The 26035-nt window shown below is 62.4% G+C and carries 19 protein-coding genes; 7 read left to right on the plus strand and 12 right to left on the minus strand.

All coding sequences use genetic code 11. The annotated features are described in order from the left end of the window. Positions 1-75: 75 nt before the first annotated feature. The 4 genes from GH657_RS04800 to GH657_RS04815 all read right to left on the minus strand — a co-directional run bounded on the left by GH657_RS04800 (position 76) and on the right by GH657_RS04815 (position 4477). Entirely contained in the window at positions 76-1164 is a 1089-nt protein-coding gene (locus tag GH657_RS04800) for an adenosine deaminase (RefSeq protein ID WP_153099659.1), read from the minus strand. A 64-nt stretch (positions 1165-1228) separates the two neighbouring features. Then, entirely contained in the window at positions 1229-2305 is a 1077-nt protein-coding gene (gene xdhC, locus GH657_RS04805) for a xanthine dehydrogenase accessory protein XdhC (RefSeq protein WP_153099660.1), read from the minus strand. Between the two features lie 50 nt (positions 2306-2355). Further along, positions 2356-2880, minus strand: coding sequence for a disulfide bond formation protein B (locus GH657_RS04810; RefSeq protein WP_153099661.1), 525 nt, complete (start codon positions 2878-2880; stop codon positions 2356-2358). 211 nt (positions 2881-3091) lie between these two features. After that, entirely contained in the window at positions 3092-4477 is a 1386-nt protein-coding gene (locus GH657_RS04815; RefSeq protein WP_153099662.1) for an amidase, read from the minus strand. A gap of 236 nt (positions 4478-4713) precedes the next feature. On the opposite strand from GH657_RS04815, the gene GH657_RS04820 reads away from it, so the two are divergent. From GH657_RS04820 to GH657_RS04830, 3 genes are all read left to right on the plus strand, one after another. Beyond that, complete coding sequence (locus GH657_RS04820; protein WP_153099663.1) at positions 4714-6471, plus strand: cation:proton antiporter; 1758 nt, start codon at positions 4714-4716, stop codon at positions 6469-6471. Between the two features lie 106 nt (positions 6472-6577). After that, a complete protein-coding gene (locus GH657_RS04825; RefSeq protein WP_153099664.1) occupies positions 6578-8038 on the plus strand; it encodes a gamma-glutamyl-gamma-aminobutyrate hydrolase family protein in 1461 nt (486 codons plus the stop codon). 241 nt (positions 8039-8279) lie between these two features. Beyond that, entirely contained in the window at positions 8280-8981 is a 702-nt protein-coding gene (locus tag GH657_RS04830) for a DUF2968 domain-containing protein (RefSeq protein WP_153099665.1), read from the plus strand. Positions 8982-9189: 208 nt separating this feature from the next. Here GH657_RS04830 and GH657_RS04835 read toward each other — a convergent pair whose 3' ends face one another. Then, positions 9190-10485, minus strand: a complete 1296-nt coding sequence (locus GH657_RS04835; RefSeq protein WP_153099666.1) for a hypothetical protein — start codon at positions 10483-10485, stop codon at positions 9190-9192. 634 nt (positions 10486-11119) lie between these two features. Here GH657_RS04835 and tcuC point away from each other — a divergent pair. Beyond that, positions 11120-12415: an MFS transporter gene (gene tcuC / locus GH657_RS04840; protein WP_153099667.1), complete on the plus strand. Its 1296-nt coding sequence runs from the start codon at positions 11120-11122 to the stop codon at positions 12413-12415. A gap of 191 nt (positions 12416-12606) precedes the next feature. On the opposite strand, the gene GH657_RS04845 is transcribed toward tcuC, so the two are convergent. Beyond that, on the minus strand, positions 12607-14457 hold the full coding sequence (locus tag GH657_RS04845) for a tetratricopeptide repeat protein (RefSeq protein ID WP_153099668.1): 1851 nt from the start codon (positions 14455-14457) through the stop codon (positions 12607-12609). A gap of 318 nt (positions 14458-14775) precedes the next feature. Between GH657_RS04845 and GH657_RS04850 the strand changes: the two genes are divergently transcribed. After that, positions 14776-16467: an FAD-dependent monooxygenase gene (locus tag GH657_RS04850; protein WP_153099669.1), complete on the plus strand. Its 1692-nt coding sequence runs from the start codon at positions 14776-14778 to the stop codon at positions 16465-16467. Positions 16468-16550: 83 nt separating this feature from the next. On the opposite strand, the gene GH657_RS04855 is transcribed toward GH657_RS04850, so the two are convergent. From GH657_RS04855 to GH657_RS04870, 4 genes are read right to left on the minus strand one after another with little or no spacing between them, the layout of a single operon-like run. After that, positions 16551-16787, minus strand: coding sequence for a formate dehydrogenase subunit delta (locus tag GH657_RS04855; protein ID WP_153101643.1), 237 nt, complete (start codon positions 16785-16787; stop codon positions 16551-16553). Continuing rightward, entirely contained in the window at positions 16780-19731 is a 2952-nt protein-coding gene (fdhF, locus tag GH657_RS04860; RefSeq protein WP_153099670.1) for a formate dehydrogenase subunit alpha, read from the minus strand. The genes GH657_RS04855 and fdhF overlap by 8 nt, the downstream gene beginning before the upstream one ends. A 14-nt stretch (positions 19732-19745) precedes the next feature. Next, on the minus strand, positions 19746-21326 hold the full coding sequence (locus tag GH657_RS04865; RefSeq protein WP_153099671.1) for a formate dehydrogenase beta subunit: 1581 nt from the start codon (positions 21324-21326) through the stop codon (positions 19746-19748). Beyond that, the gene (locus tag GH657_RS04870; protein WP_153099672.1) at positions 21323-21826 is read right to left on the minus strand and encodes an NAD(P)H-dependent oxidoreductase subunit E; all 504 of its coding nucleotides are present in this window, start codon (positions 21824-21826) and stop codon (positions 21323-21325) included. Before GH657_RS04870 ends, GH657_RS04865 begins: the two co-directional genes overlap by 4 nt. Before the next feature lie 148 nt (positions 21827-21974). Here GH657_RS04870 and GH657_RS04875 point away from each other — a divergent pair, with 148 nt between their 5' ends. Both GH657_RS04875 and GH657_RS04880 read left to right on the plus strand, forming a co-directional pair. Further along, a complete protein-coding gene (locus tag GH657_RS04875; RefSeq protein ID WP_153099673.1) occupies positions 21975-23060 on the plus strand; it encodes a substrate-binding domain-containing protein in 1086 nt (361 codons plus the stop codon). A gap of 171 nt (positions 23061-23231) precedes the next feature. Further along, positions 23232-23495, plus strand: a complete 264-nt coding sequence (locus tag GH657_RS04880) for a hypothetical protein (RefSeq protein ID WP_153099674.1) — start codon at positions 23232-23234, stop codon at positions 23493-23495. A 114-nt stretch (positions 23496-23609) separates the two neighbouring features. On the opposite strand, the gene GH657_RS04885 is transcribed toward GH657_RS04880, so the two are convergent. Both GH657_RS04885 and GH657_RS04890 read right to left on the minus strand, forming a co-directional pair. Beyond that, complete coding sequence (locus GH657_RS04885) at positions 23610-23876, minus strand: hypothetical protein (protein WP_153099675.1); 267 nt, start codon at positions 23874-23876, stop codon at positions 23610-23612. Then, entirely contained in the window at positions 23877-26021 is a 2145-nt protein-coding gene (locus GH657_RS04890) for a hypothetical protein (RefSeq protein ID WP_220094833.1), read from the minus strand. Positions 26022-26035: the final 14 nt, after the last annotated feature.

Genomic DNA, 26035 nt, shown 5'->3' on the forward strand with positions numbered 1-26035 from the left:
AGCATGGGAAAGGCTGACGCGCCGACGCGTCAAAAATACGAAAAGCTGTATCGCTGAAACGTTGCCTGGCGGGGATCAGCTCGCGTCGAGCGCCGCGGCTTCGGCTTGCGACCCATGCCAGTGCGCATCGAGCCGGGCGAGCAGCGCGCTGCGCTCGGCGGGAGTGATGAACGATGCCTCGAAGCTGTTGCGCAGCAGTGTATACACCGACGCGTCGTCCAGCCCGAGTGCTTCGGCGCTGGCCAGATAGTTCGCGTTGACATAGCCGCCGAAATAAGCCGGGTCGTCCGAATTCACGGTCACGGCCACGCCCTGGTCGAGCAGTGCCTTGAGCGTGTGCTGGGCCATGTCGTCGAACACGCAGAGTTTCAGGTTCGACAGCGGACACACCGTGAGCGCCACTCGCGTTTGCGCAAGACGGGCGACCAGCGCCGGGTCTTCGATGCTGCGCACGCCGTGATCCAGGCGGTCCACTTGCAGCAGATCAAGGGCTTCATAGATATAGGCCGGCGGCCCTTCCTCGCCTGCGTGCGCGACGCATTTCAACCCCAGCGAACGTGCCCGGGCAAAGACGCGTTCGAATTTCGCCGGAGGATGGCCGGCTTCCGATGAATCGAGCCCGACGCCAATCAGGCGGTGCGCGTATTGCTCAAAGAGTGGCAGGGCGGCATCAAAGGTGGCGAGCGCATCGTCTTCAGGCAGATGGCGCAGGAAACACAGGATCAGCTTGCTGCTCAGACCGCGCGTTTCGGCCTCGGCCAGCGCCCGCTCGATGCCCGCCACGACGGCCGCAAGCGGCACGCCGCGTTCGGTGTGGGTCTGCGGATCGAAAAAGATTTCGGCATGCGCGACATGATCGGCCAGCGCCCGTTCGGTGTAGGCGCGGGTCATGTCGTAGAAATCCTGTTCTGTCAGCAAGACGCTCGCCCCCGCGTAATAGATGTCGAGAAACGATTGCAGGTCGGTAAAGGCATAGGCTTCCCGCAATGCTTCGATGCTGCCGTAGGCAAGCTTCACCCCATTGCGCTCAGCCAGTTTGAAGATCAGCTCGGGCTCAAGCGAGCCTTCAATATGAATGTGCAACTCGGCCTTGGGCGCGGTGGCGATTTTGTTGGCGAAAGCGGTGGTGAATGAAGGGGCTGCGGGGGTGGAGGTAGGGCGCATGACGGGAAGCAGGTCCGGATGAGGGCGAGTGGAAAATCAGCGATCAACGATCAACGATCAACGATCAACGGCGCGTCGTTGTATGGGCCGCGGAAGCCGTGTGGCCGGGCTCATGGGTTTCGTAGGCTTGCAAAAGCTGCGCTGCCGTGGCGATGGCGATGCTTTCGGGCGCCTTGTCGGCGATGCCTGCTATGCCCAGCGGACATTGCATGCGCGCGATCTGCATGGGATCGATGCCCAGTGCGGCGAGGCGCTGTTCGAATTGCTGGCGGCGGGCGTAGGAGCCGAGCAAGCCAAAAAACGCGTAATCGCCACGGCGCAAGATGCACTCGGCGAGCGCGAGGTCGCGCATGTAATCCTGGGTCATGACGACGAAATAGCTCTGCGGCGCGGCTTGCATGACCGCTTGCGTGGCGTCGGAGCAGGCATCGAAGTGCAGGTCGGGATGAGCGTCGGGGGCGTGCAGCATGTCGTCTGGCGGGAATGCCGCGCCGGGCTCATCCACCCAGTGGACCCGGCAGGGCAACGTGGCCAGCACGCGCACCAGTGCGGCGCCCAGATGGCCCGCGCCGAAAAGCTCAATGGCGAATTCGCGGGCCACGAGGGTTTCGGTGAGCAGCGCGCTCGCGTTCGCACTTTCGTTTGCGCTCATGCCTGAGGCGCTGGCGTGGTCCCAGAGCAGGCAGTCGGCGCGTTCGGCACCCGCTTCCGGCTCGGAGAGCAGCACGGCTTCGGCCGCGCTGGCCGTCGTGGCGAAAGCCACGCTGCGCACAGTGGCTTCGCCGTGGGCGAGACGCCGCGCGAGCGTCGTGACCCAACCCAGGTCCCCGATATCAAGCCGTTCGAATGCGAGCACGACTGCGCCACCGCAGCATTGCCCGAGGCTGGGGCCGAGCGCGAAGCGTTCGAGCCGCCGCAGATGCGCGACGCGCATGCCATCACGTAGTAGCTTGCGAGCGGTGTCGATGGCTTTCCATTCGAGATGACCGCCGCCAATGGTGTGACGCGTGGCATCGCGCGTGACGATCATCTTGGTGCCGGCATCGCGCGGTGCGGAGCCTTCCGCGCGCGCGACCGTGACCAGCACCACGGCATCGCCATGCGCTAGCAGTTGTTGCAGATCGGCAAGCCAGGTTTGCATCCGGGGCATTATTTTCTGGGTGGTCTGACGGCAGGTGTCTGCCAGACCGGTTAAGGGCGTGCCGCCTGACGGGCACGATTGCGGTGACGCCACAGGCTCAGCACCAATGGAATAAACGCCAGCACGAAGGCGATAAGCGACCAGCCTGGCAGTGAGATCCCGAGCACTGGCGGATAAAGGGTTTCGCACAGTCCGCCGACCTTGAAGACACTGGGCAGCCAGGTGGCGGGCGGCAGGCTGTCGATGATGGGCTGGAGTGCATCGAAGCCGCAACTGAAGCCAGGATTGGCCTGCACATACATATGGCGCGCCGCGGTGACGATGCCCCCGGCAGCGGCGAGCGCGGCCATCGCTTCGAGTACGCGGACCCCGGTCCAGCTGTGAAAACGCGCTCCCAGGAAGGCGAACAGCGCGATGAGCAAAAAGAAATAGCGCTGCAAAATGCACAGCGGGCACGGGTCTTCATGGCGGACATGCTGAAAATACAGAGCACCGGCGACGAGTCCGAGGCAAACCAGTCCAAGCAGAACTAGCATCAGGCGCTCGTGGCGCAGCGTAGCGGAGGGGTAGTTCATAGATCGCAATGTGACAAAAAGGAAAGAGGGAGGCAGAAAAGACGACCGGAAAAGAGACGGGTGAGCAGGGTTGAGCCGATGCTCCGATGTCTTGGGGACGACGCAATGGGACGATTCTAGCGCGAAGCCTGGTTGTGCTTGCAGCCAGGCTTCGCGCCATCCACGGCAATCGGGTGGATCGGCGCGGCGGATAGGGCGTTGAGCGGGTGCGCTAGCGGATGGTATTGAGCACGGCTTCCACGGCCAGACCGATCGCTAGCAGCGTTTCGTCCTGAAACGGCGCGGCAGCGAGCATCAGGCCCACGGGCGCGCTGCCGTGAGGATGGCACGGCAGAGACAGCGCGCAGCTATTAAGGAAATTAAACACGCTGGGGTTGCGTAGCACGAGCGCATTGACGCGCGTAAATACGCTATCGGCGGCATCGGTATGGGCGAAATCGGCGATGCGTGGCGCAATGATGGGTACCGTCGGCGCGACGAGCGCATCAAAGCGCTGCCACAGCGGCTCAGCGGCTGCCTGCATGGCACGGCGCTCCGCAAGCAGATCGAGATAATCGGCGGCGCTGGCAGGCTGGCCTTTCAGAATGCGGCTTAGCACGCGCGGGTCGTATTGCTGCCGATGCTGCTCGAGTAGCGGCCGCTGCCAGGCATAAGCTTCGATGGGCGAAAAACCGAAACGGTTGATTTCCGGTAACCGTTCCAGCGGCGCAAAACGAATCTCGCTGACAATCGCTCCCGCGGCGTCCAGATGACGTAACGCAGTTTCTATGGCGCGGGCTACGGCGGGTTCGACATCGTCCGTGACGTAATGGTTTAGCACACCCAGCCGCACACCTTCCAGTGGCCGGGCGGCCGGGATTTCAGGGGCGAGATCTGCGAGCAGCCGGTCCAGCAATGCGCAACAGGCGACTGAGACGCCGATGGGGCCATACGAATCGAGCGAAGGCGCAAGCGGCACGCCGCCTTGCAGCGGAATGCGCGCTGCGGTTGGCTTGAAGCCGGTCAGGCCACACAGCGCCGCCGGAATGCGGATCGAGCCGCCGGTATCGCTGGCGAGTGCCACTGCCGCCATGCCATCCGCGACCGATGCCGCCGCGCCCGACGACGAGCCGCCTGCAATCCGCTCAGCGCCTGGCACAGCGCGCTGATAGGGTGAAAGAGGGGTGCCGTAATGCGGGTTTAGACCGAGCCCCGAGAAGGCAAATTCGCTCATGTTGGTGCGCCCGATGAAGACCGCACCCGCGCGTCGTAGCCGCGCAACAACGGGCGCATCGACCCGTGCGGGCGCAGCGTGGGCGAGCACGGTTGAGCCCGCCCGCGTGACTTGGCCTGCGATATCGAACAGGTCTTTCACTGAAACCGGGATGCCCGCCAAGGGTGACAGCACGATGCCCGAGGCGCGTAACTGGTCCAGCGCTGCGGCGGTGGCACGCGCCTCGCGGGCGTTTGATTCAAGGAAGACGGTCGCGCCCTGGCCGGCTGGGTGGCTGATCCGCTCAAGAGCGGTTTCGATCAGGGCGCGGCTGGTGGTGCGCCCGGTGGCGAGATCGGCGGCAAGCTGGGCGAGGGGAGGAAAGGAGGAGGCAATGTCAGGCATAAGAAAACTGGGCAATCCGGTTGTGGACAGGCGGCTCGGGGAGCGATGGGGAGCGGGGCTGGCGCATCACGCGGTTAATAAGGCTAGACACACGGCTAATAAGGCTAGAAACCGCGTCGGCAGGCGCGCCGTGGGTGCATTGTAGATCGGTAACGGATTGTTTTACTGCGGCTGGGGATGCCTCGTGGGTTACCATTTGCTTCCCGAAATTACGTTATGTAAGAAGGAGCGGTTCTATGCATCATGGCCTCGGCTTCATTCAGGATCTGGCGGTGGTGATGGCCTTTGCTGGCCTCGTCACCGTGCTGTTCCATCGCCTGAAACAGCCGGTGGTGCTGGGTTATATCGCGGCTGGGGTGATCATCGGCCCCTACACGCCGCCGTTCCAGCTGATCAATGACCAGCAGACCATCCAGACGCTGGGCGAGCTCGGCGTGGTCTTCCTGATGTTCTCGCTGGGGCTTGAATTCAGTTTGCGCAAGTTGTTCCGGGTCGGTGCGACCGCGATTGTCGCGGCGCTGTCGGAAATTGTGCTGATGCTGTGGGTGGGCTATGAAATCGGCCAGGCATTTGGCTGGAGTTCGATGGATTCGCTGTTTCTGGGTGCGATTCTCGCTATTTCCTCCACTACGATTATCGTCAAGGCCTTGTCCGATCTTGGTTTGAAGCGTGAACGTTTCGCCCAGCTGGTGTTCGGCATCCTGATCGTCGAGGATATCCTGGCGATTGCCATGCTGGTGCTGCTTACCGGCATTGCCCAGACTGGCGAGCTCAGCGCGGGCGTGGCGATGGTGACGCTGGGCAAGCTGCTGCTGTTTATGACGGTGTCGCTCGTCGTGGGCATTTTGCTGGTACCGCGCGCGCTTAACTACGTGGCACGGGCAGGCAGCGATGAGATGCTGCTGGTGGCGGTGCTGGGTTTTTGCTTTGCCTTTTGCCTGCTGGTGATGAAGCTCGATTACAGCATTGCGCTGGGCGCGTTTCTGATCGGCGCGATTATCGCGGAGTCGCGTCACCTGCATCGCATCGAGCACCTGATCATGCCGTTGCGCGACGTGTTTTCCGCGATTTTCTTCGTCACGATCGGTTTGATGCTCAATCCGCGGGTGCTGGTCGATTACGCCTGGCCGATCGCGGTCATTACGATTGCCGTGGTGCTGGGCAAGATTGTCTCGTGCGGCCTTGGCACGTTTCTCGCGGGCAAGGACGCCCGCACGGCGATGCGCGTGGGCATGACCGTGTCGCAGATTGGCGAGTTCTCTTTCATCATCGCGTCGCTGGGCCTGACGCTGAAAGTCACCAGTGCGTTTCTCTATCCGATTGCCGTGGCGGTCTCGGCGTTGACCACTTTGTTTACGCCTTATCTGATTCGCGCGGCTGATCCGCTCACCCAGCGGCTAGGCCGCGCGATGCCGCCGCTGGTGACCAATGTGTTTGGCATGTATGCGCAGTGGCTTGGCAGCTTGCGTCCAGGCAGCGGCGGCCCGACGCTCTTTAGCCTGTGCCGCCGCATCGTCGTGCAAGTGGCGATCAATCTGGCGCTGGTCGCGGCGATTTTTCTGGTGGTGTCGTATAGCGCGCCTTACGCCAGCCCGTGGCTCGTGCGCTGGCTGCCGTCCGAGCCGATGCAACGCGTGGTGCTGTGGGGTGGGGCGTTGCTGTTGTCGCTGCCGTTTCTCGTTGCGGTGTATCGCAAAACCAAATCGCTGGCGCTGTTGCTGGCGGAAGTCAGCGTGCAACCTGCCAAGGCGGGGCGCTTTACGCGAGCGCTGCGTTATGCGATTTCGGATCTGGTGCCGTTGGTCTCGATGGTGGGCGTGTTCGTGCTGGTGGCTGCGCTCTCGGGTGGTATTTTGCCGCCGACGGGCTTGCTGATTGCCGTTCTGGTGTGCGCGGCGTTTCTGGTGATGCTGTTGTGGCGCTGGTGCGTGAAGATTCACGCGGCCATGCAAATTGCCTTGCGCGAGACGTTCGACGAGCAGCCGGACCCCTGAAACCAGGGTGGCATGGACGGGCGGGTTTGCCGTGCTGGAGTGGCTGGCGGATAATCCAGATTCGTCCATTTTTCGTTCGCGCGCCACAGCGCGGCGGTTCAACGTCATGAATGAAAAAACGTCTGATCCGGCTGACGCGCCGCGCGCGGTTTCTGCTTCCCATTCTTCCCCGCCTTCGCCTTCCCCAGGCCCCTCCTCTTCAGCCGTATCAGGCCCGGACAGCGATGCCATCCAGGCAACCCAACCCGATCCAGCGGGTTCGCCCGCCGCCCGCGCGGCGACCGACGAACCCGCTAGCGCCTCGAATCTCACGCCGGAACCTGCTGACAGCAGTAGCACGTTAGCCGGGCGGCAGCGCGATGCTGTTGAGGCGCGGGTATCGGCTGTGGCTGCGACCGCCCGGCAAGAGGCGGCGGTCCGTCGGCAGCCCATGGCTGGGCATGCCGGGCCGGACGCTGGAGGGGCGGCGCCGGTTGCTGCCGCAACGGCAACATCCCTCTCAGCGTCGCAGACGGATGCGGATGCGGATGCGGCTGCGAGCCCGCCCGCCATGGCTTCTACTGCCAGCGCCGGGGGCGCGGCCACTGCTGCGGCACGTCCGGCCGGGACACTCCCCCCCGGGTTTGGCGTGCCGCCCGATTTCGGCGCTCCGAACCCGCCACCGCTTGGCTCGCTGCCGCCTGCGCCGCCGCGCTATCTGAAGCAGACGGATTCCGCATGGTCGGTGTTTGGCCGTATCATCGCGGCCCGCGCCCGCCAGCTCTTCGATCGGGCAGGCCAGCGGATCACGCAGCGCACGCTGCGTATTGGCGTGTCCGCGCGGATTTTTCATCCTGAGCCAGGTGCTAAGGGGCTGCGTGGCAAGACCTTGCAATATCTCGAAGAATCCATTGCGCATTGGGCCATGTCACGCGACGTGCTGGTGTTCATGATTCCGACGGTCGGGCATCAGGGCATGCTGCATCCGAGCAATATCCGCCTGCGCGATTACGCGAGAAATCTGGATGGCCTGTTGCTGCAAGGCGGCGCGGATGTGTCGCCGCAGTCTTACGCGGAAACAGCGAGCCGCCCGGAATGGCCTGGCGACCGTGTGCGCGACATGTACGAACTGGAACTGCTGCACGAGTTCATCGAATCGGGCAAACCGGTACTGGGCGTTTGCCGCGGTTGCCAACTGATTAACGTGGCGTTTGGCGGCACGCTGTACCAGGACATTGCGACCGATGTGCCCACGGCCGATGCGCATGTCAGCGAGCATTACGATCAGCATCGGCATGCGATTCATTTTCCGGATGGTTCGACGTTGCTGAACATGTTTCCTGGACAACGCGATGCCGTGGTGAATTCGATTCATCACCAGGCGGTCAAAACCTTGGGGCGTGATCTCAATATCGAAGCAGTTTCGGCGTCGGATGGCCTGATCGAAGCGGTGCGCTTGCGGCGCGCGCCATTCGTCATGGGGGTGCAATGGCATCCGGAGTTTCACCGCGCGGGTGGGCCGGAGTTGCTCGATTGCACGCCCTTGCTCGATACATTTTTGCGCGCGGCGCGGGAAACCCGTTTTTAAGGACCACTGCGGCGGCAGGCCAGGCGCCTACGGGTATTTCAAAAAAACTGAATCGTTTAATCGTGCCGTTTATGCGTGCCGTTTATGCGTGCCGTTTATGCGTGCATTAATTAGACCCAATGCCTATTGAGTGATTTATCTCGATTTAAAGTGTTGTAGTGAGGCACGTGAAAGTTTCGCGCGATTGCAAATTCGGGTGATAATCCGGAACTGTTTGGGATTCGCAGGGAGCATTGCACGTATGAAGTACCCTTTACCTTCTCTTCTGCGACGCGTCATGCTGTGTGCAACCGCGTGCGCGATGTTGCAGGGCGGCGTTGCCGCCGCACAAGACGCCGATACCATTCCCATGGTTGGCACCCGTCCTGCTATGGGAAGCATGACGCCACAGCCCACCACATCGGCGGTACCGCTTGCAGAAGGCTCTAATGGCGCGCAGGGCGATGTCGCTGAGCTGATGCAACTGATTCACAATTCAAATCTGGTCGAATTACGTACAACCTATAACGGCAGTTATGGTGCGAGCCTGTTTTTCTATCCCCAGGAAATGACGTATTACGCCGCATTATTCCAGGACAAGCATTTTTGGCGCGTGATCAAATCACAGGACGAAGGACGTGCCGAGGCGATTTATGACGGTTTCGTGCGGCAAACGGGGCAACTGGCGGAGGTCGAGATTCGCCGCACCCAGTTGCAGGCACAAAAAGCATTTATTGAGCGGGTGATTGCATTGTCGGAAGATCGTGCGCGCCGCTTGCAGGCGGATATTTCGGTTGCACGCACGCAGCAGGCGAAGGTGAGCGATTACCAGCGTCAGGTACAAGGTCAGGCGGTGGCGCTGAGTGTTGAGAAAGAAAAGGCACAAGGCCAGTTGCGCCAGTTGCAGCGCGAGGTGCAGGTGCTGCAGCGTCAGACCGAAGCCGGTTTGCCTATGCCGCGTTGAGCCGCGGGCCTTCTGGCTTGGTGGCCGAATCCTGATTCGGATTCACCGCGCTTTCACGACGCGCTTTCACGCTTTCGCGCTTTCACGATTAATAGCGTTAGCTTAAAAAAAACAGCCTGGCAAATTCAATTTGCCAGGCTGTTTTTTTATGTTCAAACCGTTGTGAGAGTGGAAGCCGCGGAAGCCCGGAATTTGAGCCGGCACGTGATTACTTCGCAAACTGGTCTGGAATTTCGGTCACACGGCGTTGGGAAATGCTTTGCATCCAGTCGCTGCCAGCAGCCCCGGAAGGCGCACGGGCGGCCGCTCCCGTGTTGGTGCGTGGCAGCGGCGGAGGGGGGGAGCTCGCCTGGGTATTCGCGGAGAGCGCGACTGACGGATAAGAGTTTGTCATCAATGGCGCGGGGGGCGGAGGCGAATACGGGCCGGCTGCCGAATAAGTGGAAGTGGCCTCGGCATGACGCATGGCTCGCGGTGGGATATACGCGGAATCTGTGACGTCGGGTATGACATCCCAGCGCGCGACATTGGCATTCCGATGAATCTTGTGTGGCGCCGCGAGGTAGGTGTCGTCGTAGTAATCGTGACGGGTTTTTCCACGCGTTTTGTCTGTATGGTGTGGGGCACGGGCGGCCATCCGGGTGGCCGCTCTCGTGTCTGTGCGGAATGACGGTTGTTCGGCCAGCGTGGCGCTTTTTTTGACGCGGTTGCTGGCGTGTGTTGAGCGAGGTTTGGCGAGCTGTGCAGCCTTGGCCTGAGTTAATGGTTGCGATTGTGGTTGCGCGGGATGTTGCGTTGCCTCTGGAGCCGTTGGCGTTAACGGCGAGACCGGCGCGGGAGCGACAGCAACCGTTGTGGTTGGGGCCAATGGCAATACGGATTTGCCTGGCGCGGCCGCTTTGGCCGCTTTGGCCGTTTGGGTCGACGCCGAGGCGGGCGCTGGAAGCGCCTGGGCGGTCACGACAGATCCCGACATTCTGTCGGCATGGCTTTCTGGCTGACCGGTTGTGGCGGACGGCACGGTGTCGGACGCTGGCGTATCCAGCACGGTTTTCGACGTTGGCGAATGGCTCAGTGCGAGCCACCCTAGCAGGGCGACGCCACTCAGCGCGCAGACACTGCCTGCGATCACATGACGGCGAGTGGAGGGCGGCGGCATGCTGGCTGGCACGGCCGATGCCATGGTGGACGCGGCTTCTGGTTTCGCCAGCGGCACGATGATGGGCGTGGGCGGTGCTTCGGCCGCAATAGCAGCAGATGCGGCAGCAGACGTAGCGTCATTTCCTGATGGGCCCCACTGGCACATCGCATGCACCGAGCCGGATTCGATGCAAAAGGTGTGCAGCATCGCGGCGTAGAGCGCTTTGAGCTCGGTGCGAAAGCTGATGTTGGGTGGCAGAAGCGACCACTCCTGACCGAATGGCACAGGGATAAGTTCGAGTGGGCGCAGCCGCGGCAGCGCCATGTTGCCTTCAATCAGGGTAAGAGGGACAGTTGTCGACATCGGTCTCTTCGCAGCGCCTTGTTGGGTCTTGTGGCCTCGGGGGGCAGATGTTGACAAAAAACGCCGGCAGACAAGGCGAGGATGCGCTCGTTATCCGGGTGGGTCAGGGTGAAGCCATCGGGAGCGCCGTAATAATACCGTGCTGCTCAGGGAAACAGACGATCAGATTGCTCTGAAAGTCTAAAAGCGTATGCGTATATATCAGTATTCGACACAGATATCGGTTACGAAGTCATGACTGCGAGGGGATTTTAGCATCGGTCCGAACGATATTAAATTGAGACAGATGAGAGTGTGCGATTAAAGCGAATTTGTGAAAGGGATTTGTATTTAATAAGCGACACAATGTCGTCGGCATTGTCATTGGCAACATCGCTGGTTCCTTTTTCCCCAGCCTCGATTCATGGAAATGTCTTTTGCTTTACACGTTGGCGTTTTCATGAAAATGCATGCACTGTCAGTTTTCCTCCCCAGCCAGCCGCTGGGCTTCGCTGCCCTGAAGAAGTGATGAGGCTGCATTGAATCCGATGTCTGGCTTTTTTCCGTTCTTGCGGGTTCCTTACTGGTTATTTATCCGCTGTCCCCTTCGTTTAAGCGCGTGCTTTGCCGCGTGCCCGTCCTAATCGAGAGCGCTATGTCCACCGTCTCCCACGTGTCTCCAAATGAATCGAAAGTCCGGACAGTATTCCGTGTCGTTAGCGGTAACTTTCTCGAAATGTACGATTTCATGGTTTATGGCTATTACGCTTCAGCCATTGCCCGCACTTATTTTCCCAGCGGTAATCAATTTGTCTCGCTGATGCTGTCTTTATCGGTATTCGGCGCGGGTTTTCTGATGCGCCCGTTAGGGGCAATCGTGCTGGGTGCCTATATTGATCACCATGGCCGCCGCAAAGGGCTGATTCTTACGCTTGGGCTGATGGCGCTCGGCACGCTCACGGTCGCGGCGATTCCCGGCTACGCCACGATCGGGGTGCTCGCGCCGGTGCTGGTACTCCTTGGACGGCTGTTGCAGGGGTTCTCGGCGGGAGTCGAGCTGGGCGGGGTCTCGGTTTATCTGTCGGAAATGGCCACCAAAGGCCACAAGGGCTTTTACTGCGCCTGGCAATCGGGTAGCCAGCAAGTCGCGGTGGTGTTCGCCGCGCTGATCGGCGTATTGCTCAGCCAACTGCTGCCCGTCGAGCAGATGAGTGCCTGGGGCTGGCGCGTGCCGTTTCTGATTGGCTGTTTGATCGTGCCGTTCCTGTTTCTGATTCGCCGCTCGCTGAAAGAAACCGATGAATTTCTTGCCCGCAAGCATCGTCCAGGCATGGGCGAGATCATGCAGTCCATGGTGCAGAACTGGCGCGTGGTGTTAGGCGGCATGGGTATGGTCATCATGACGACCGTGTCGTTTTACATGATCACCGCGTACACACCGACCTTTGGCAAGGAAGTGCTGAAGCTCTCGGCGCTCGATACGCTGGTGGTCACGGTGTGTGTGGGGCTGTCAAACCTGATCTGGCTGCCGCTGTCGGGGGCGCTGTCGGATCGCATCGGGCGGCGTCCGGTGTTGCTCTGCTTTACTGTGCTGACGTTACTGACGGCTTATCCCGCTGTGCTGTGGCTGGTGGCTGAACCGTCGTTTGAACGTCTGCTGGCAGTCGAGCTCTGGCTGTCGTTTCTCTACGGCAGCTATAACGGCGCAATGGTCGTCGCCTTGACCGAGGTCATGCCCGTGGAAGTGCGCACCGCAGGGTTTTCGCTGGCGTATAGCCTGGCGACGACCGTCGGCGGATTTACGCCAGCGATCTCGACGCTGCTGATCCACACCACAGGCAATAAGGCTGCTCCGGGATTGTGGTTGAGTGCGGCAGCGCTGTGCGGCCTGATTGCAACGCTCTGGCTGTATCGCACGCCGGAGGCGCGCAATCAGTACCGCATGGCCTAGCACCGCGCGGGCAGTACAGTCGCCCGCAGCGAGTAGCCCATCGCGGGACGCAACGGCGGTTGCGTCCTGATGTCTTCACCTTTGATACAGGTTCGAGACGGGTTCAAGACGGGTTCGAATCAGGCCCTGCACCGCTTTATTCATATCGAATGAAACGGTGCGGGGCTTTTTTTATGAATCCGCCAATCCGCTTACGTGTGTTGTAGTTCGCGGGCCACGGTTTCGATGACTTCGGCCCAGGCGCCGGGATGGGGTTGGCGCACAAGCCGCGCGCTGCCATACCACGGGCTGCGGGCCGTGCCGGTGAACCAGCGCCAGTCAGCGGCGAACGGCAGCATGAGCCACAGCGGGATACGCAGCGCGCCTGTGAGGTGGGCAATCGCTGTATCCACCGACACCACACCGTCGAGCCGTTCGATGATGGCGGCCGTATCCGCGAAATCGTGAATTTTCTCGTGCAGACGGTGGATCGACGCGGCGTGCGGATGGGCCGTGAGTGCGGCGTGTTCGGCTGGGCTGAGATCGGGTTGCAACACGATCCAGTCGATGCCCTTGAGGGCGAAGAGCGGCTCAAGCGCGGCGAGCGGCAGTGAGCGGGTTTCCTGGCGCTGGATGCGGCCCGACCACGCAAGGCCGATCTTGCGCCGCGACTGGCCGCCCAGTGAGCCGCGCCATTTGCGTTGGTAACTGGGCGGCACGCTCAGATGAGCGGTGCGTGGCGGAATCGTCTCGAAGGTGGTGCCGAGTGCGAGGGGCAGGCTCAGTAACGGGCAGTACAGATCGGCGACGATGCGAGGGGTATCCAGCGCGACCAGCGTGATCCGCCAGTTACGCGCGGCAGGCGCGAGTAGCGGCAGCAGTTCGCGCTGCACGGCAAGGATCACACGTGCGGCGCGCTGTGCGGCGAGCGGGACAAAACGGACGAATTGCAGCGTATCGCCGAAGCCCTGTTCGGCCTGAATCAGCAAGGTGTGGTGCGGTGCGAGCGGTTCGCCGTACCAGCGTGGCAGCGGCGGCGCGGGATCATCCGCGAGCAGTTTGAGACGCCATTCGTAATCGGGCAAGCCGCGTGCGAAGTCGCCCTGCGTGAGCCGGGCCAGGGCCCGGTTGAGATACGCGGCAGCCAGATCGGGCCGCAGGCGCAAGGCCTGATCGAAGGCGCGCACAGCGGCGGCGGGGGCGCCGAGCGCCTGATGGGTGGTGCCGAGGCCGAACCAGCCGGGGGCCAGGTGCGGATCGAAGCCCACCGCCCGTTCGAAGTGCGGCCGGGCCTGCGAGTGCTGCCCTAGCGCCGCCAGCGCGTTGCCCAGGCCGGTGAGTGCGAGCGGCAAGTTGGGCTGCAAGGCGAGAACGGCTTCGAAAGCGTGGATGGCTTCATCGTGGCGTCCGGTTGCATCGAGCGTATTGGCCAGATTGAAATGCGCGGCGACGAACTGTGGCTGAAGCGCCAGTGCTGAGCGGAAATGCTCGGTGGCTTTGGCGGATTCGCCCAGCGCATTCAGCGCCATGCCGAGATTGTTGTGTGCGCCGGCATGCTGTGGCTGCAGCTCCAGGGCGCGACGCAATGCGGCGGCGGCTTCTTCATGCTGTCCGAGCGCGTGCAAGGCATTGCCGAGGTTGTTGTGCGAAGAGACGTCGTCCGGTTGCAGGCGGAGCGCTTTCTGGAAGGCATCGACAGCATCTTCGTGGCGTTCGGCCGCTGCGTAAGCATTACCGAGGTTGTAATGCGCCAGCACGAAGGTCGGGGCGAGCGTGAGCGCGTTGCGAAAGCACTCGATCGCGCCATCCAGCTGCCCCATCGCCTTGAGTGCATTGCCGAGGTTCAGTTGCAGTGCGGCATCGCCGGGCCGCAGGTCGGCGGCGCGGCGCACCAGATCGGCGGCTTTGCTGTGCTGGCCCTGCTGATGATGCAGCACGCCCAGCATATGCAAGGCATCGACATGGAGTGGATAGCTGTCGAGGAGCGTGCGGTAGCCGCGTGCGGCCTCCTCAAGACGGCCATTGTGGTGCGCAGCGTAAGCCTGATTGAAAGCGTGTTCCATGAAGGGCGCAATGCCAGGAAAGGAGGGAGCGGCGGAAGGGCAACTGAAGCGTGCATTTTCCCATACTCGGCAGGGGTGTTCGCATGGAAGCCTGTGCGGGCATGTGCATGGGCCTCGGCGGTGGTTTCTCCGTGGGCCTCTCCGTGAGTCTCTGGATAGGGGGATGAATCGGCGGTATGCTTCACGCGGCAAGCTTGACGCGGGTGGCTGTCTCGTGCCTTCCGAACCATTTGGCACGTCTATGCCCGGGCATGGCGTGTGTTTGGCAGGCGCTTGGAGCTGCAAGCCACCTGCCACTTTCAGGAGCGTTCCATGGTCATGACTTCCGCTCTTCCGACTGTGCTGGTGGTGGGCGCCGGCCCTGTTGGGCTGGCTGCCGCGATGAGTCTGGCCCGCGCGCGCATTCCTGTGCGCCTGATCGACAAGCTCCGCGAGCCCGCGACGCATTCGCGTGCCATCGGCATCCAGGCGCGCACGCTGGAGCTGCTCGAACAGCATCGCGCTGTCGAACCCTTTCTCGAACTCGGCCACCGGGTGTATGCCGCCAATCTGTATTCGCAGGGACAGCGCCTCGCGCGGTTCGATTTCGAATCGTTAGCCACTCGCTATCCCTATCTGCTGTTCCTCGATCAAACCCTCACCGAGCATATCTTGACGGCGCATCTGGCCACGCTCGGAGTCGAGGTCGAGCGCGGTGTGGAGCTGATTGAGTTCACCCAGGGTGCGGCGGGCCTGAGTGCCACGCTGCAATGCGCGGGGCGGCATGATGAGACGTTGCACCCGGCTTGTCTGGTCGCGGCGGACGGCGCGCATAGCGCAATCCGGCATCGGCTGGGGATGGGTTTTGAGGGCAAGACCTTCGAGCAGAGGTTTTTGCTCGCGGATGTGCAAGGCCATACCGAATGGCCAGATAACGAGTTGCATCTGTTTGCGGTGGCGGGGCTGGCGGGGTTGTTTCCGCTGGGCGCGGGGCAGTACCGATTGATTGCCGATTTGCCTCATGCCTCGAGCGCGGATGCCCCCGAGGCCGTGAGCGCGGCCGAGGCGGCTAACGCCACGGGCGGGCCCTCGTTCGATGCATGCCGTACGCTGGTTGCCGAGCGCATGGGCGCCCAGGTGCATCTGACGGCGATGACGTGGTCGTCGTATTTCCGCGTGAATAGCCGCATGGTCACGCAGATGCGTGCTGGACGGGTGTTTCTGGTGGGCGATGCCGCGCACGTGCATAGCCCTGCGGGCGCGCAAGGCATGAACACCGGGATCCAGGAAGCATTCAACCTGGGCTGGAAACTCGCGCGTGTGCTGGCGGGTGGTGCGCCCGATGCCTTGCTCGATACATTCCATGCCGAGCGCCATCCGGTCGCGCGCGATGTGCTGCGCCAGAGCAGTTTTGTCACGCAGATGGCGCAGGCTGACCATGGCCTGCTCAAGCTGCTGCGCGAATACGTGATGCCGGTGCTGGCGGGCATTGGGCCTTTGCGCGATGCCGCATGCGAGGAGGTGAGCGAGCTCTCGGTGCAGTATCGGCGCAGTCCGTTGACGCTGGAGCGAGCGCTCGATGGCGGCCCACGCGCTGGCGAACGCGCACCCGATGCCATGGTGCATGTCCTTGATGGGCCGCTCGGCACCGCGCCGGGACATGGCCGCCTGTATGAGCTGCACGATCCGGCGTTCTTCTCGCTCTGGCTGCTGCTGGCGCCAACGCCGGAGGAGGTGTCCGAGGGGGCCTTTACCACATCCGCTGGCGCTGCCATGGAGGCTACATGGCAGCGCCAGAGCGGCGAACTCTCGCAGCGGTTGTCCGGAGCGTTGCGAGTCTGGTGCGTGACGGATGGGCTGGAAGAGGGCGTGCCGTCCTTGACGCAGGCTTACGGCCAGACGCGTCCGGCGTTCTATTTGTTGCGTCCCGATGGTTATGTGTGCGCGCGCGGCCACCTGGGCGATGATCTGGAGGCCCTGTTGCGCCATAGCGAAGCATGGTTCGCGGCCCCGCTGCCCGCCGCGGGCTGATCCCGCACGTGATGGGCACATGATGGGCACATGATCGGCACATGATCGGCACGTGATGCCGTATGCCGTGATGGGCGTCTGATTCAGGCGGCCGGTGTCAGTTCGGCCCGGTACTTCAGCAGCGCCTCACGCACGGGGCCGGAGAGCGCGGCCGCGTGTTCCGGCAGGTCCAGCGTGGCGAGCAAGGCGCGCCGCATGCGCGGCTCCCAGAAGCGGCGAATATGATCGGCAATGCCCTCGAGCGCTTCGTCGTGCCCGGGCAGCGAGGCGAAAAAATCGCCGATCTGGTTCGCCATGCCGATCAGGTTGTCTTCATTCATGACGCTCATCCGCGGTTTCGTGTCCATCAGGCTCTGTTTGCGCGAGGCGCAGCAAGCCCAACTGTTCGGTATTGAAGCGTGAATAATCCCGTTGCCATTGCGAGGGCTGTTCGACCGGCATCACCTGCACAGCGGTGACCTTGTATTCCGGGCAGTTGGTGGCCCAGTCGGAGCTATCGGTGGTGATCACATTCGCGCCTGATTCAGGAAAATGAAACGTCGTATAGACCACCCCTGGCTGCATGCGCTCCGTGAGCTTCGCGCGCAGCACGGTGTAACCCGCGCGTGATTCGATGCCTACCCAGTCGTTGTTTTTGATGCCGCGTTCTGCGGCATCGTGGGGATGCAACTCGAGTCGGTCTTCGTCGTGCCAGCGGGAGTTTTCGGTGCGGCGCGTCTGTGCCCCGACGTTGTACTGCGACAGGATGCGCCCGGTCGTCAGCAGCAGCGGAAAGCGCCGCGTGATTTTTTCGGGCGAGGCGATGAACTGGGTGATGACAAACTTGCCGAGGCCGCGTGCGAAAGTGTCGATGTGCATCGTGGGCGTGCCTTGCGGCGCGCTGTCATTGCAGGGCCATTGCAGGCTGCCGAGCGCGTCGAGCTTCGCATACGAGACGCCCTGAAAGCTCGGCGTGAGGCGTGCGATCTCAGCCATGATCGCGCTGGGGTGAGCGTAATCCATCTCATAACCGAGCGCGCGTGCCAGCCGCAATGTGACTTCCCAGTCGGCCAGGCCCGCGAGAGGCGGCATCACGCGGCGCACGCGCGAAATGCGGCGCTCCGCGTTGGTGAAGGTGCCGTCTTTCTCAAGAAACGACGCGCCCGGTAAAAATACATGCGCGTACTTCGCGGTTTCGTTCAGGAAAATATCCTGCACGACGAGGCATTCCATGGCCGAGAGCGCCGCGGCCACGTGATGCGTATTGGGATCGGACTGCACGATGTCTTCGCCCTGGCAATACAGGCCGAGGAAGCTGCCATGCAGCGCCGCATCGAACATGTTCGGAATGCGCAAGCCCGGCTCGGGTTGAATCGTGGCCTGCCAGGCATCTTCGAATAACGCGCGGGTGGCTGCATCGCCGATGTGGCGATAGCCGGGCAGCTCGTGGGGAAACGAGCCCATGTCGCACGAACCTTGCACGTTGTTCTGGCCGCGCAACGGGTTGACGCCCACGCCTTCGCGCCCGAGATTGCCTGTTGCCATCGCCAGGTTGGCGATGCCCATCACCATGGTCGAGCCCTGGGCATGTTCGGTGACCCCCAGGCCGTAGTAGATCGCCGCATTGCCGCCCGTGGCGTAGAGCCGGGCCGCCGCGCGCACCTGCTGGGCACTCACGCCGGTGAGGCCGGCCGTGGCTTCGGGGGCGTTTTCGGGCCGCGCGGCGAAGGCGCGCCAGTCAGCGAAGGCGCGCGGCTCGCAGCGGCGGGCGATAAACGCTTCGTCCAGCAGGCCTTCAGTCACGATCACATGAGCGAGGGCATTGACGATGGCGACGTTGGTGCCGGGCCGCAGTTGCAGATGGTGTGACGCCTGCACATGCGGGCTCTCGACCAGATCGATCCGGCGCGGGTCGATCACGATCAGCTTCGCGCCCTGGCGCACCCGGCGCTTCAGGCGGGAGGCGAAAACCGGATGGCCATCCGTGGGATTCGCACCGATCACCATGATGACGTCGGCCTTTTCGACAGAGGCGAAGGTCTGTGTGCCCGCGGATTCGCCGAGTGTGGTTTTGAGGCCATAGCCTGTCGGCGAATGACAGACGCGAGCGCAGGTATCGACGTTGTTGTTGCCAAACGCGGCGCGCACAAGCTTTTGCACGAGCCAGGTCTCTTCGTTGGTGCAGCGCGAGGAGGTGATGCCGCCAATCGAATCGCGTCCGTGTCTGGCCTGAATGCGGCGGAACTCGCTGGCCGCGTGGCCCAGGGCCTCGTCCCAGCTGACTTCGCGCCAGGGGTCGGTGATTTTCGCGCGAATCATGGGTTTTGTGATGCGGTCCCGGTGCGTGGCATAGCCCCAGGCAAAGCGGCCCTTCACACAGGCGTGGCCTTCATTGGCCTGGCCGTTTTTGTGCGGCACCATGCGCACGACCTGGCTGCCTTTCATCTGCGCTTCGAAGGCGCAGCCCACGCCGCAGTAAGCACAGGTGGTGACGACCGAATGTTCGGCCTGCCCGAGCATCACGATGCTTTTTTCCTGCAGCGTGGCGGTGGGGCAAGCCGCCACGCATGCGCCACAGGAGACGCATTCGGACTCCATGAACGGCTGGTTTTCGCTGGCTGCAACGCGTGATTCAAAACCTCGTCCGGCGATGGTGAGTGCGAAGGTCCCCTGGGTTTCTTCGCAGGCGCGCACGCAACGGTTGCAGACGATGCACTTCGCGGGATCGTAGGTGAAGTACGGATTGGATTCGTCTTTCTGTGCCTGCAGATGGTTCGCGCCGCCGAAGCCATAACGCACTTCGCGCAGCCCGGTCACGCCTGCCATGTCCTGCAGTTCGCAATCGCCATTGGCCGGACAGGTCAGGCAGTCGAGCGGGTGATCGGAAATGTAGAGCTCCATCACGTTGCGCCGCAGCGCCTGTAGACGCTCGCTCTGGGTGCGCACTTTCATGCCGGCTTCGACGGGCGTCGTGCAGGATGCGGGATAACCGCGCTTGCCTTCGATTTCGACCAGACATAGACGGCACGAGCCGAACGGTTCGAGTGAATCGGTGGCGCACAGCCTGGGCACATTCACCCCGGCTTCGATTGCCGCGCGCATCACCGAGGTGCCGGCCGCGACGCTCACGCAATGGCCGTCGATCTCGAGTGTGATGCCAGTTGCGCCTTCGCGCGGTGGGGTGCCGTAATCGGTTGTGTCGAAGGGCGCGCGCGCCGTGCTGCGGCAGGCGCACGCGGCAGAACCGCACGCGCCGGGAGCGGAGGTGGGAAAGGTATCGGACATGCGGGGCTCCAGGGTCAGGCGGCTGCGGCGTCAGGTGATGTGCCGGATGCGGTGCGGGCCGCAGCATCGAGACCGAAATCTTCGGGATAGTGTTCGAGTGCCGAGAGCACCGGATAAGGCGTCATGCCGCCCATGGCGCACAGCGAGCCTGCCATCATCGTGTCGCACAGGTCGCGCAAGAGTTGCACCTGACGGGCAGAGGTGTCGCCCTGGCGAATCCGTGCGATGACTTCGACGCCGCGCGTCGAGCCGATGCGGCATGGGGTGCATTTGCCGCAGGATTCGAGCGCGCAAAAATGCATTGCGTATTGGGCAAGCTCGGCGAGATCGGCCGTATCGTCGTGAACCACAATGCCGCCGTGGCCAACCACCGCACCGATTGCGCCATAGGCCTCGTAATCGAGCGGAATGTCCCACTGCGCTGGCGGCACATAGGTGCCTAGCGGGCCGCCGACCTGAACTGCGCGTATGGGCCGCCCGCTGGCGCTGCCGCCGCCATAGGTAAAAAGCAGTTCGCGCAAGGTGACGCCGAAAGCCCGTTCGACCAGCCCGCCCTGGCGCACGTTGCCCGCAAGCTGAAACGGCAGCGTGCCACGCGAGCGGCCCATGCCGAAATCGCGGTAAAACGCCGCGCCGCGCGCAAAGATGACCGGCACCGTGGCGAGGGTGATGACGTTGTTGATGACGGTGGGTTGTCCATGCAGGCCCACCAGCGCAGGTACCGGCGGCTTGGCGCGGACGATGCCGCGCTTGCCTTCGAGCGATTCGAGCAGTGCGGTTTCTTCGCCGCACACGTAAGCGCCCGCGCCTTTGGCTACCTGCAACTCGAAGTGGTGCGCCGAACCCAGCACGCGCTCGCCGAGCCAGCCTGCCGCGCGGGCCTGGGCGAGCGCGGCTTCGAGGGTGGCGATGGCGTGGGGATATTCGCTGCGCACGTAGAGGTAACCCCGCGTTGCGCCGGTGACGACCCCCGCGATCACCATGCCTTCGATCAGCGCGAACGGATCGCTTTCCATGATGAGGCGATCGGAGAACGTGCCGGAGTCGCCTTCATCGGCATTGCAGACGATGTATTTTTGTGCCGCCGTCGCCTCGCGCACGGTGCGCCATTTGATGCCCGTGGGGAACGCTGCGCCGCCGCGGCCACGCAAACCCGATTCGATCAGGGCTTCACAGGCGGCCTTGCCATCCATGGCGAGCGCCTGTTTCAGGCCGTTCAGGCCCTCGTGTGCCAGATAGTCGTCGAGCGAGAGCGGATCGGTGAGGCCGATGCGCGCGAAAGTGAGCCGCTGCTGCTGCTTTAAATAGGGCAAGTCGTCGACCACGCCGACGCAGCGCGGATGCGCGCCGCCTGTCAGAAAACCGGCGTCGAACAGCGCGCCGATGTCATCGGCTTCGAGGTTGGCGTAACCGATGCGCCCGCCTGGCGTGACGACTTCGAGCAGCGGTTCGAGCCAGAGCAGCCCGCGCGAGCCATTGCGTACCAGATCGAGTGGCATGCCACGCCGCGCGGCTTCGCGGACGAGCGTGGCCGCGAGGGCATCCGCGCCGAGCGCCAGCGCGGATGAATCGCGGGGAAGATAGACGCGTGTCATGCGCCCTCTCCGGTGTGCGGTGCGCTGTCGCGCTCAGCGGCGAGCAGCGCGGTGAATTTTTGTGCGGTGACTTTGGCGTGCAGCGTGCCGTTGAGGGTCATGGCCGGCGCCAGCGCGCACTGGCCGAGGCAGTAGACCGATTCAAGGCCCAACGCTGGATTGCCCGAAGTGTCGAAGCGCTGGCCGGTGCAGGCTTCGATATGCGCCGAGAGCGCTTCGACCCCCATGCTGCGACATGCTTCGGCGCGGCATAGCTGGATCGTGAGGGCCGGGGGCGGTTGCGTGCGGAAGTGGTGATAGTAGGTCAGCACGCCATGCACTTCGGCGCGCGACAGGTTGAGCGCCTGTGCCAGCGGCGCGACGGCGCTGGGTGGCACATAGCCGGTTTCATCCTGAATGGCGTGCAAGACGGCTAGCAATGAGCGGCCAGGCTGCGCATGACGCCGCACCAGTTCCACGGCAGATACGGATGACGTGGCAAGGACAGGGGTTTCGGTCAACGTGGGGTTCCTCCAGCGTTTCTATATGCATTTTTGTGCATAATGTGCGCTGCGCTGTTTTTGTTGATTGAATGCAGTTATTGACGGCAATTAGAGCGAAAGATAGGCGGCCGGAGCGGCTTGCGCAATAGGAACTCATTCAACATATATGATCCAGATCGAATGCGCCGTACACCTGCTGGTGCGTGGCGAGCACGGCGACACGGCCAGCCTGACCGATCTCATCCCGCTGCTGATGCTGGTCGAAGAAACCGGCAGCATCGCGCAAGCGGCGGTGCTTAAGGGTTTGTCCTACCGGCATGCGTGGGGTGTGCTGCGTGAAATCGAGGCGTCTCTGGGCGCCCCGCTGATCGAAAAAACCCGCGGGCGCGGCTCGGTACTCTCCGCGCTGGGGGCCGCGGTGTTGCGTGCACAGCGGCTAGCGCACGAACGGCTGGATGGCGGTCTGCAGACCCTGGCCCATGAAGTCGCGGCTGATCTGAACCGCTGTGTTCAACCCCTGCAAGCACTTGGGGCCGAAGTCCGGATACACGCGTCGCATGGTTATGCGGTGGCGGCACTGGTGAGTGCCCTGAGCGCGCAGGGGGTTCCGCTCGACATCAAATACCGCGATAGCGTCGACGCGGTCACCGCGCTGGCGCGCGGCGAATGTGATCTCGCGGGGTTTCATCTGCCACGCGGCGAATTTCGCGCCGCGTGCGCTGCAACCTGCTGGCGCTGGCTAGACCCGCAACGTCATGTGCTGATTCATCTCACGCGGCGCAAACAGGGGCTGTTTCTGGCGCCAGGCAATCCCAAAGGCGTGAGCGGGCTGGAAGACCTCGCGCGCCAGGATATCCGTTTTGTGAACCGCCAGCCGGGATCGGGCACCCGGATGCTGCTCGATCTTGCCTTGCGGCATGCCGGCATTGATCCGGCGCAGGTCAATGCTTATGCCTCGACCGAACTGACGCATTCGGCGATTGCCGCGTTCGTAGCCAGCGGCATGGCGGATGTGGGGTTTGGCGTGGAGCCCGCGGCGCATCACTTCGGCCTCGGTTTTATTCCGATTGTCGACGAGGATTATTACTTCGCCTGCGAGCGCGATGCGCTGGCGCACGGTGCGCTGGCGAAGGTGCGGGAGGTGATGCGCGCGGCAGCGTTCCGGCACAGCGTGGCGCAACTGGCGGGTTATGAGCCGCATGACTGCGGGGCGCTAGTGACGTGCGAGGCCGGGCTGGCGGGCGTGGGGTGAGGGGGTGATGAGGTGTCTGGCAACTGCTGCAAACCGTACTGCAAACCGTACTGCAAACCGTGCGGATGGAGCAGACCCAAAAAGCACCGGCTGCGTGCGGCAGCCGATTGAGGTACGCTCTACGCCTTCTATTTCACCTTCATGGCACGGTTGTACGCCGTATCGAACGACATGAAACTGATCCATGCATGCGCCGCTGTGGCGGCAACCGGTGCGCTTTTCGGCGCAAGTTCAATCGCACTGGCACAAAATACGCCTGGTGTGCCCGGCGGTATCCTGCAAGAGGAGTTCCGTCTGCAGGCGCATCCGCAGCTGCCTTTTGCGGCCTCGGCTCCTTCGGCGAAGTACCAGCATGGCGCGCCCTCGGCTCGACGCCGCAAGGGTGATCTGGGCGATCCAGACGGCTGTAATCTCAAATGCCCGCAGGATGATTAAGCCGGTGCGATAAGCATGCGGTGAACAATGAGCAGTGAGCGCCGGGTGCCGCTGTCAGTTTCCTGTTACCCATGATGGTGACGCTTTGCGGCCGGTTCTTGCAGCCGGTTCCCGTTAATGAGCGTCCACCTGCAAGTCCTCGATCTGTGCCGATGCCGCATCGCGGACCGTAATATAAAGCGTCCCCTCGCGCGCGCCCAACGGTATGGGCGCTGTTTCGACAAACGATTGATCTTCTGCGCGGCAAGCTACCAGGCGGTAATAAGGCGTGCCCACGTCCCAATTGATTTGGGCGATAAAAGCGCCTTTTTTCGATGGGCAATGCAGGTGCGCGCTGTAACGCACTTGTGTCGCTGGCGGCAGCGATAAAACGGTCAGCACCTATGGTTGCTGAGTAGCCGTGATTTCTGTCCCGGAAGCGGGTAACGGTAATTGTAAGGTGGGCTGCCCGGGATGCTTAAGCATGGCGCTGTGCAGGTCGAATACCGGCTGGTAGGACACTGGGGTGCGGTTCAGGCGATACAGAATATACATGCCCTCCTGAGCCAGCGCGATGCCGTATTGAGCCAGATACTCACGTAGCAACACTTGGGGCACTTCAGGGTCTAGCTTGCCGTCCAGGCGCAAAATCGCAAAATCGACCTTCTCGTCAGCGAGAAAGCTTGCCATGTCCTGCGAGTTCTTCAAGGCGTCAAAGCGAGCACGACGGAATGGTGCGTACCCGTTCACGTATAAGGGGGTGCCGTGCAGCGTTGCCCCAAAAGGGTCCCGTGGGGGGTAAAGAACGCGGGAGCCAGGAGCTATACGGTTGACCTCGGCGGTCAGGATAGCCGGCGGAGCATGGAGGTGTTCGAACTGCATTTTTCCTGCTTTCGTGTATGCGGCTTGCGCGGGCAAACTCATCAGCGACGATATTCGCTTGAAGAAGACTAAATTGAGTCCGATGCAAGTCAAGGTCACGGCGATCACGATGGTTTGCCACCCACGGCTTGTTCTGATGAAAAGCGCGGCCAGCACGATTCCAGCGATAGGCATGACCGGGAACAGATAGCGCCAGTACTGGGTTGTGGCGAACATGGCCAGGCCAAAACCGAACAGGGGCAGCAAGGCAAGCCGCAAGCCGGCGGGTACGCCCTTGCGCCAGACTGCGATGAGCGCGAACGGCAGCAACAAAAGATATTGCCAGCCTGCTACATAGTTGCCACTTTCCAGGAAATCAGAGGTTTGAAAGAACGCCCGGATATAGCTGTTGAGGGAGAAGCCGTGGATCCAGCGGGAATCGCTGAGGTTATCGGGCGGCAATAGCGGGGAGCGGAATACCGCGTTGTAAAGCGGAAAGACAGGGTTGCCCGTCATCTGCCAGGCGATGAGGTATGCGTGCAATGCTACGAAGGTGAGCGGAATCAATAAAACCAGTGCCGACCAGCGTAGTGGCGCAGGTGGCGGCGCTGCAGCGGCGCGTCGGCTGCAGCAACAATGCCACGCGAATGAGGCCAGCAGTGCCACGCCCAATATGGCGCCGGGCAGTTTGATGGCAGCGCATAGCGCCGCACAAGCCAGCAGGCCAGGCATCGCCTGGCTGCGCCAGTCGCCCTTTGATTCGAGCACCAGATAGAGGCCCGCCAGCCCCAGCACAGCGAGCATGAGTTCGGTTTGTAGCGACAGCAGCAAATAGCCTAGCATCGGCGTGCTGGCCATGAGCACTAGCAGAAGCCACTGCACCCAGGCGGGTATATTCAGGCGCTGCAAAATACGAACGAAGAGCGTGAGCAGCACGAGTGCTAACGTCAGGTTCATGGCGCTACGCGCGGTGGCCCCGGCGATCAGCGACAAGCCTGCATGCAGCAGATCCGTCGTAAAGGGGGCAACGGCCCAGATCTGATTGCGCACATCGAATAACGCACGTTGTTCGTAGAGCAGTTCGGTCCACAGCCGCAGATGGAGCGCTTGGTCGTCATAGACCAGGTTTGGCAAGCTGGCCCAGCGCAGGGTCCACGCGATCAGGGCGAGCCCGGCGACCCAGGCCCAAAACGGGATGGACTGCATCCAGTGATGGAGCGCTAGTGTTCGCCCGCGCAGATTCGTGAAGATGAGCGGCCTCAGGCTTGGGAGCGCCAGGAGAGGCAACAGGCAAAGCCCAAGATAAAGGCTCGGGTAGTTGGCCGGAAAATGCAGCATCACCCCCCAAATGCCAAGCCAGATTGTCGTACCCAGCAGAATGGCTACGGTTGAGCTAACTGCCGGGTTGGGATTGGCCGGACCGGAGTAAAGCCAGCGCAGCAATATTGCGCCGATGCTCCAGGCACTCAGCAGCCATACGGCGACCACGAGTGCCTGGGTTAAACCGACCCCTGCAATTAGCCAGACCAGCATGAGGCCGAGTAGACATGCGCGTGAATATCCTGGCGTCAATACACCCAGGATTGCGCCGGTTAGCAGAATACCGGCGAGCCATACCAGGCTATCGCGTCGAACTGAATCCAGGTGTAGTGGGTCGTTCAGGAGATACTGCGAAGCGGTTAGCACGAGGATGCCTAACC

Source organism: Paraburkholderia hayleyella (assembly GCF_009455685.1).
GTDB classification, from domain to species: domain Bacteria; phylum Pseudomonadota; class Gammaproteobacteria; order Burkholderiales; family Burkholderiaceae; genus Paraburkholderia; species Paraburkholderia hayleyella.

Bases quoted from the DNA above. Each gene is read 5' to 3' on its own strand.
- xdhC (WP_153099660.1), bottom strand. From the start codon at position 2,305: ATGCAAACCTGGCTTGCCGATCTGCAACAACTGCTAGCGCATGGCGAT.
- GH657_RS04880 (WP_153099674.1), top strand. From the start codon at position 23,232: ATGAAACTGATCCATGCATGCGCCGCTGTGGCGGCAACCGGTGCGCTT.
- GH657_RS04820 (WP_153099663.1), top strand. From the start codon at position 4,714: ATGCATCATGGCCTCGGCTTCATTCAGGATCTGGCGGTGGTGATGGCC.
- GH657_RS04835 (WP_153099666.1), bottom strand. From the start codon at position 10,485: ATGTCGACAACTGTCCCTCTTACCCTGATTGAAGGCAACATGGCGCTG.
- GH657_RS04850 (WP_153099669.1), top strand. From the start codon at position 14,776: ATGACTTCCGCTCTTCCGACTGTGCTGGTGGTGGGCGCCGGCCCTGTT.
- GH657_RS04825 (WP_153099664.1), top strand. From the start codon at position 6,578: ATGAATGAAAAAACGTCTGATCCGGCTGACGCGCCGCGCGCGGTTTCT.
- GH657_RS04845 (WP_153099668.1), bottom strand. From the start codon at position 14,457: ATGGAACACGCTTTCAATCAGGCTTACGCTGCGCACCACAATGGCCGT.
- GH657_RS04810 (WP_153099661.1), bottom strand. From the start codon at position 2,880: ATGAACTACCCCTCCGCTACGCTGCGCCACGAGCGCCTGATGCTAGTT.
- GH657_RS04855 (WP_153101643.1), bottom strand. From the start codon at position 16,787: ATGAATGAAGACAACCTGATCGGCATGGCGAACCAGATCGGCGATTTT.
- GH657_RS04815 (WP_153099662.1), bottom strand. From the start codon at position 4,477: ATGCCTGACATTGCCTCCTCCTTTCCTCCCCTCGCCCAGCTTGCCGCC.
- GH657_RS04830 (WP_153099665.1), top strand. From the start codon at position 8,280: ATGAAGTACCCTTTACCTTCTCTTCTGCGACGCGTCATGCTGTGTGCA.
- fdhF (WP_153099670.1), bottom strand. From the start codon at position 19,731: ATGTCCGATACCTTTCCCACCTCCGCTCCCGGCGCGTGCGGTTCTGCC.
- GH657_RS04800 (WP_153099659.1), bottom strand. From the start codon at position 1,164: ATGCGCCCTACCTCCACCCCCGCAGCCCCTTCATTCACCACCGCTTTC.
- tcuC (WP_153099667.1), top strand. From the start codon at position 11,120: ATGTCCACCGTCTCCCACGTGTCTCCAAATGAATCGAAAGTCCGGACA.
- GH657_RS04875 (WP_153099673.1), top strand. From the start codon at position 21,975: ATGATCCAGATCGAATGCGCCGTACACCTGCTGGTGCGTGGCGAGCAC.
- GH657_RS04865 (WP_153099671.1), bottom strand. From the start codon at position 21,326: ATGACACGCGTCTATCTTCCCCGCGATTCATCCGCGCTGGCGCTCGGC.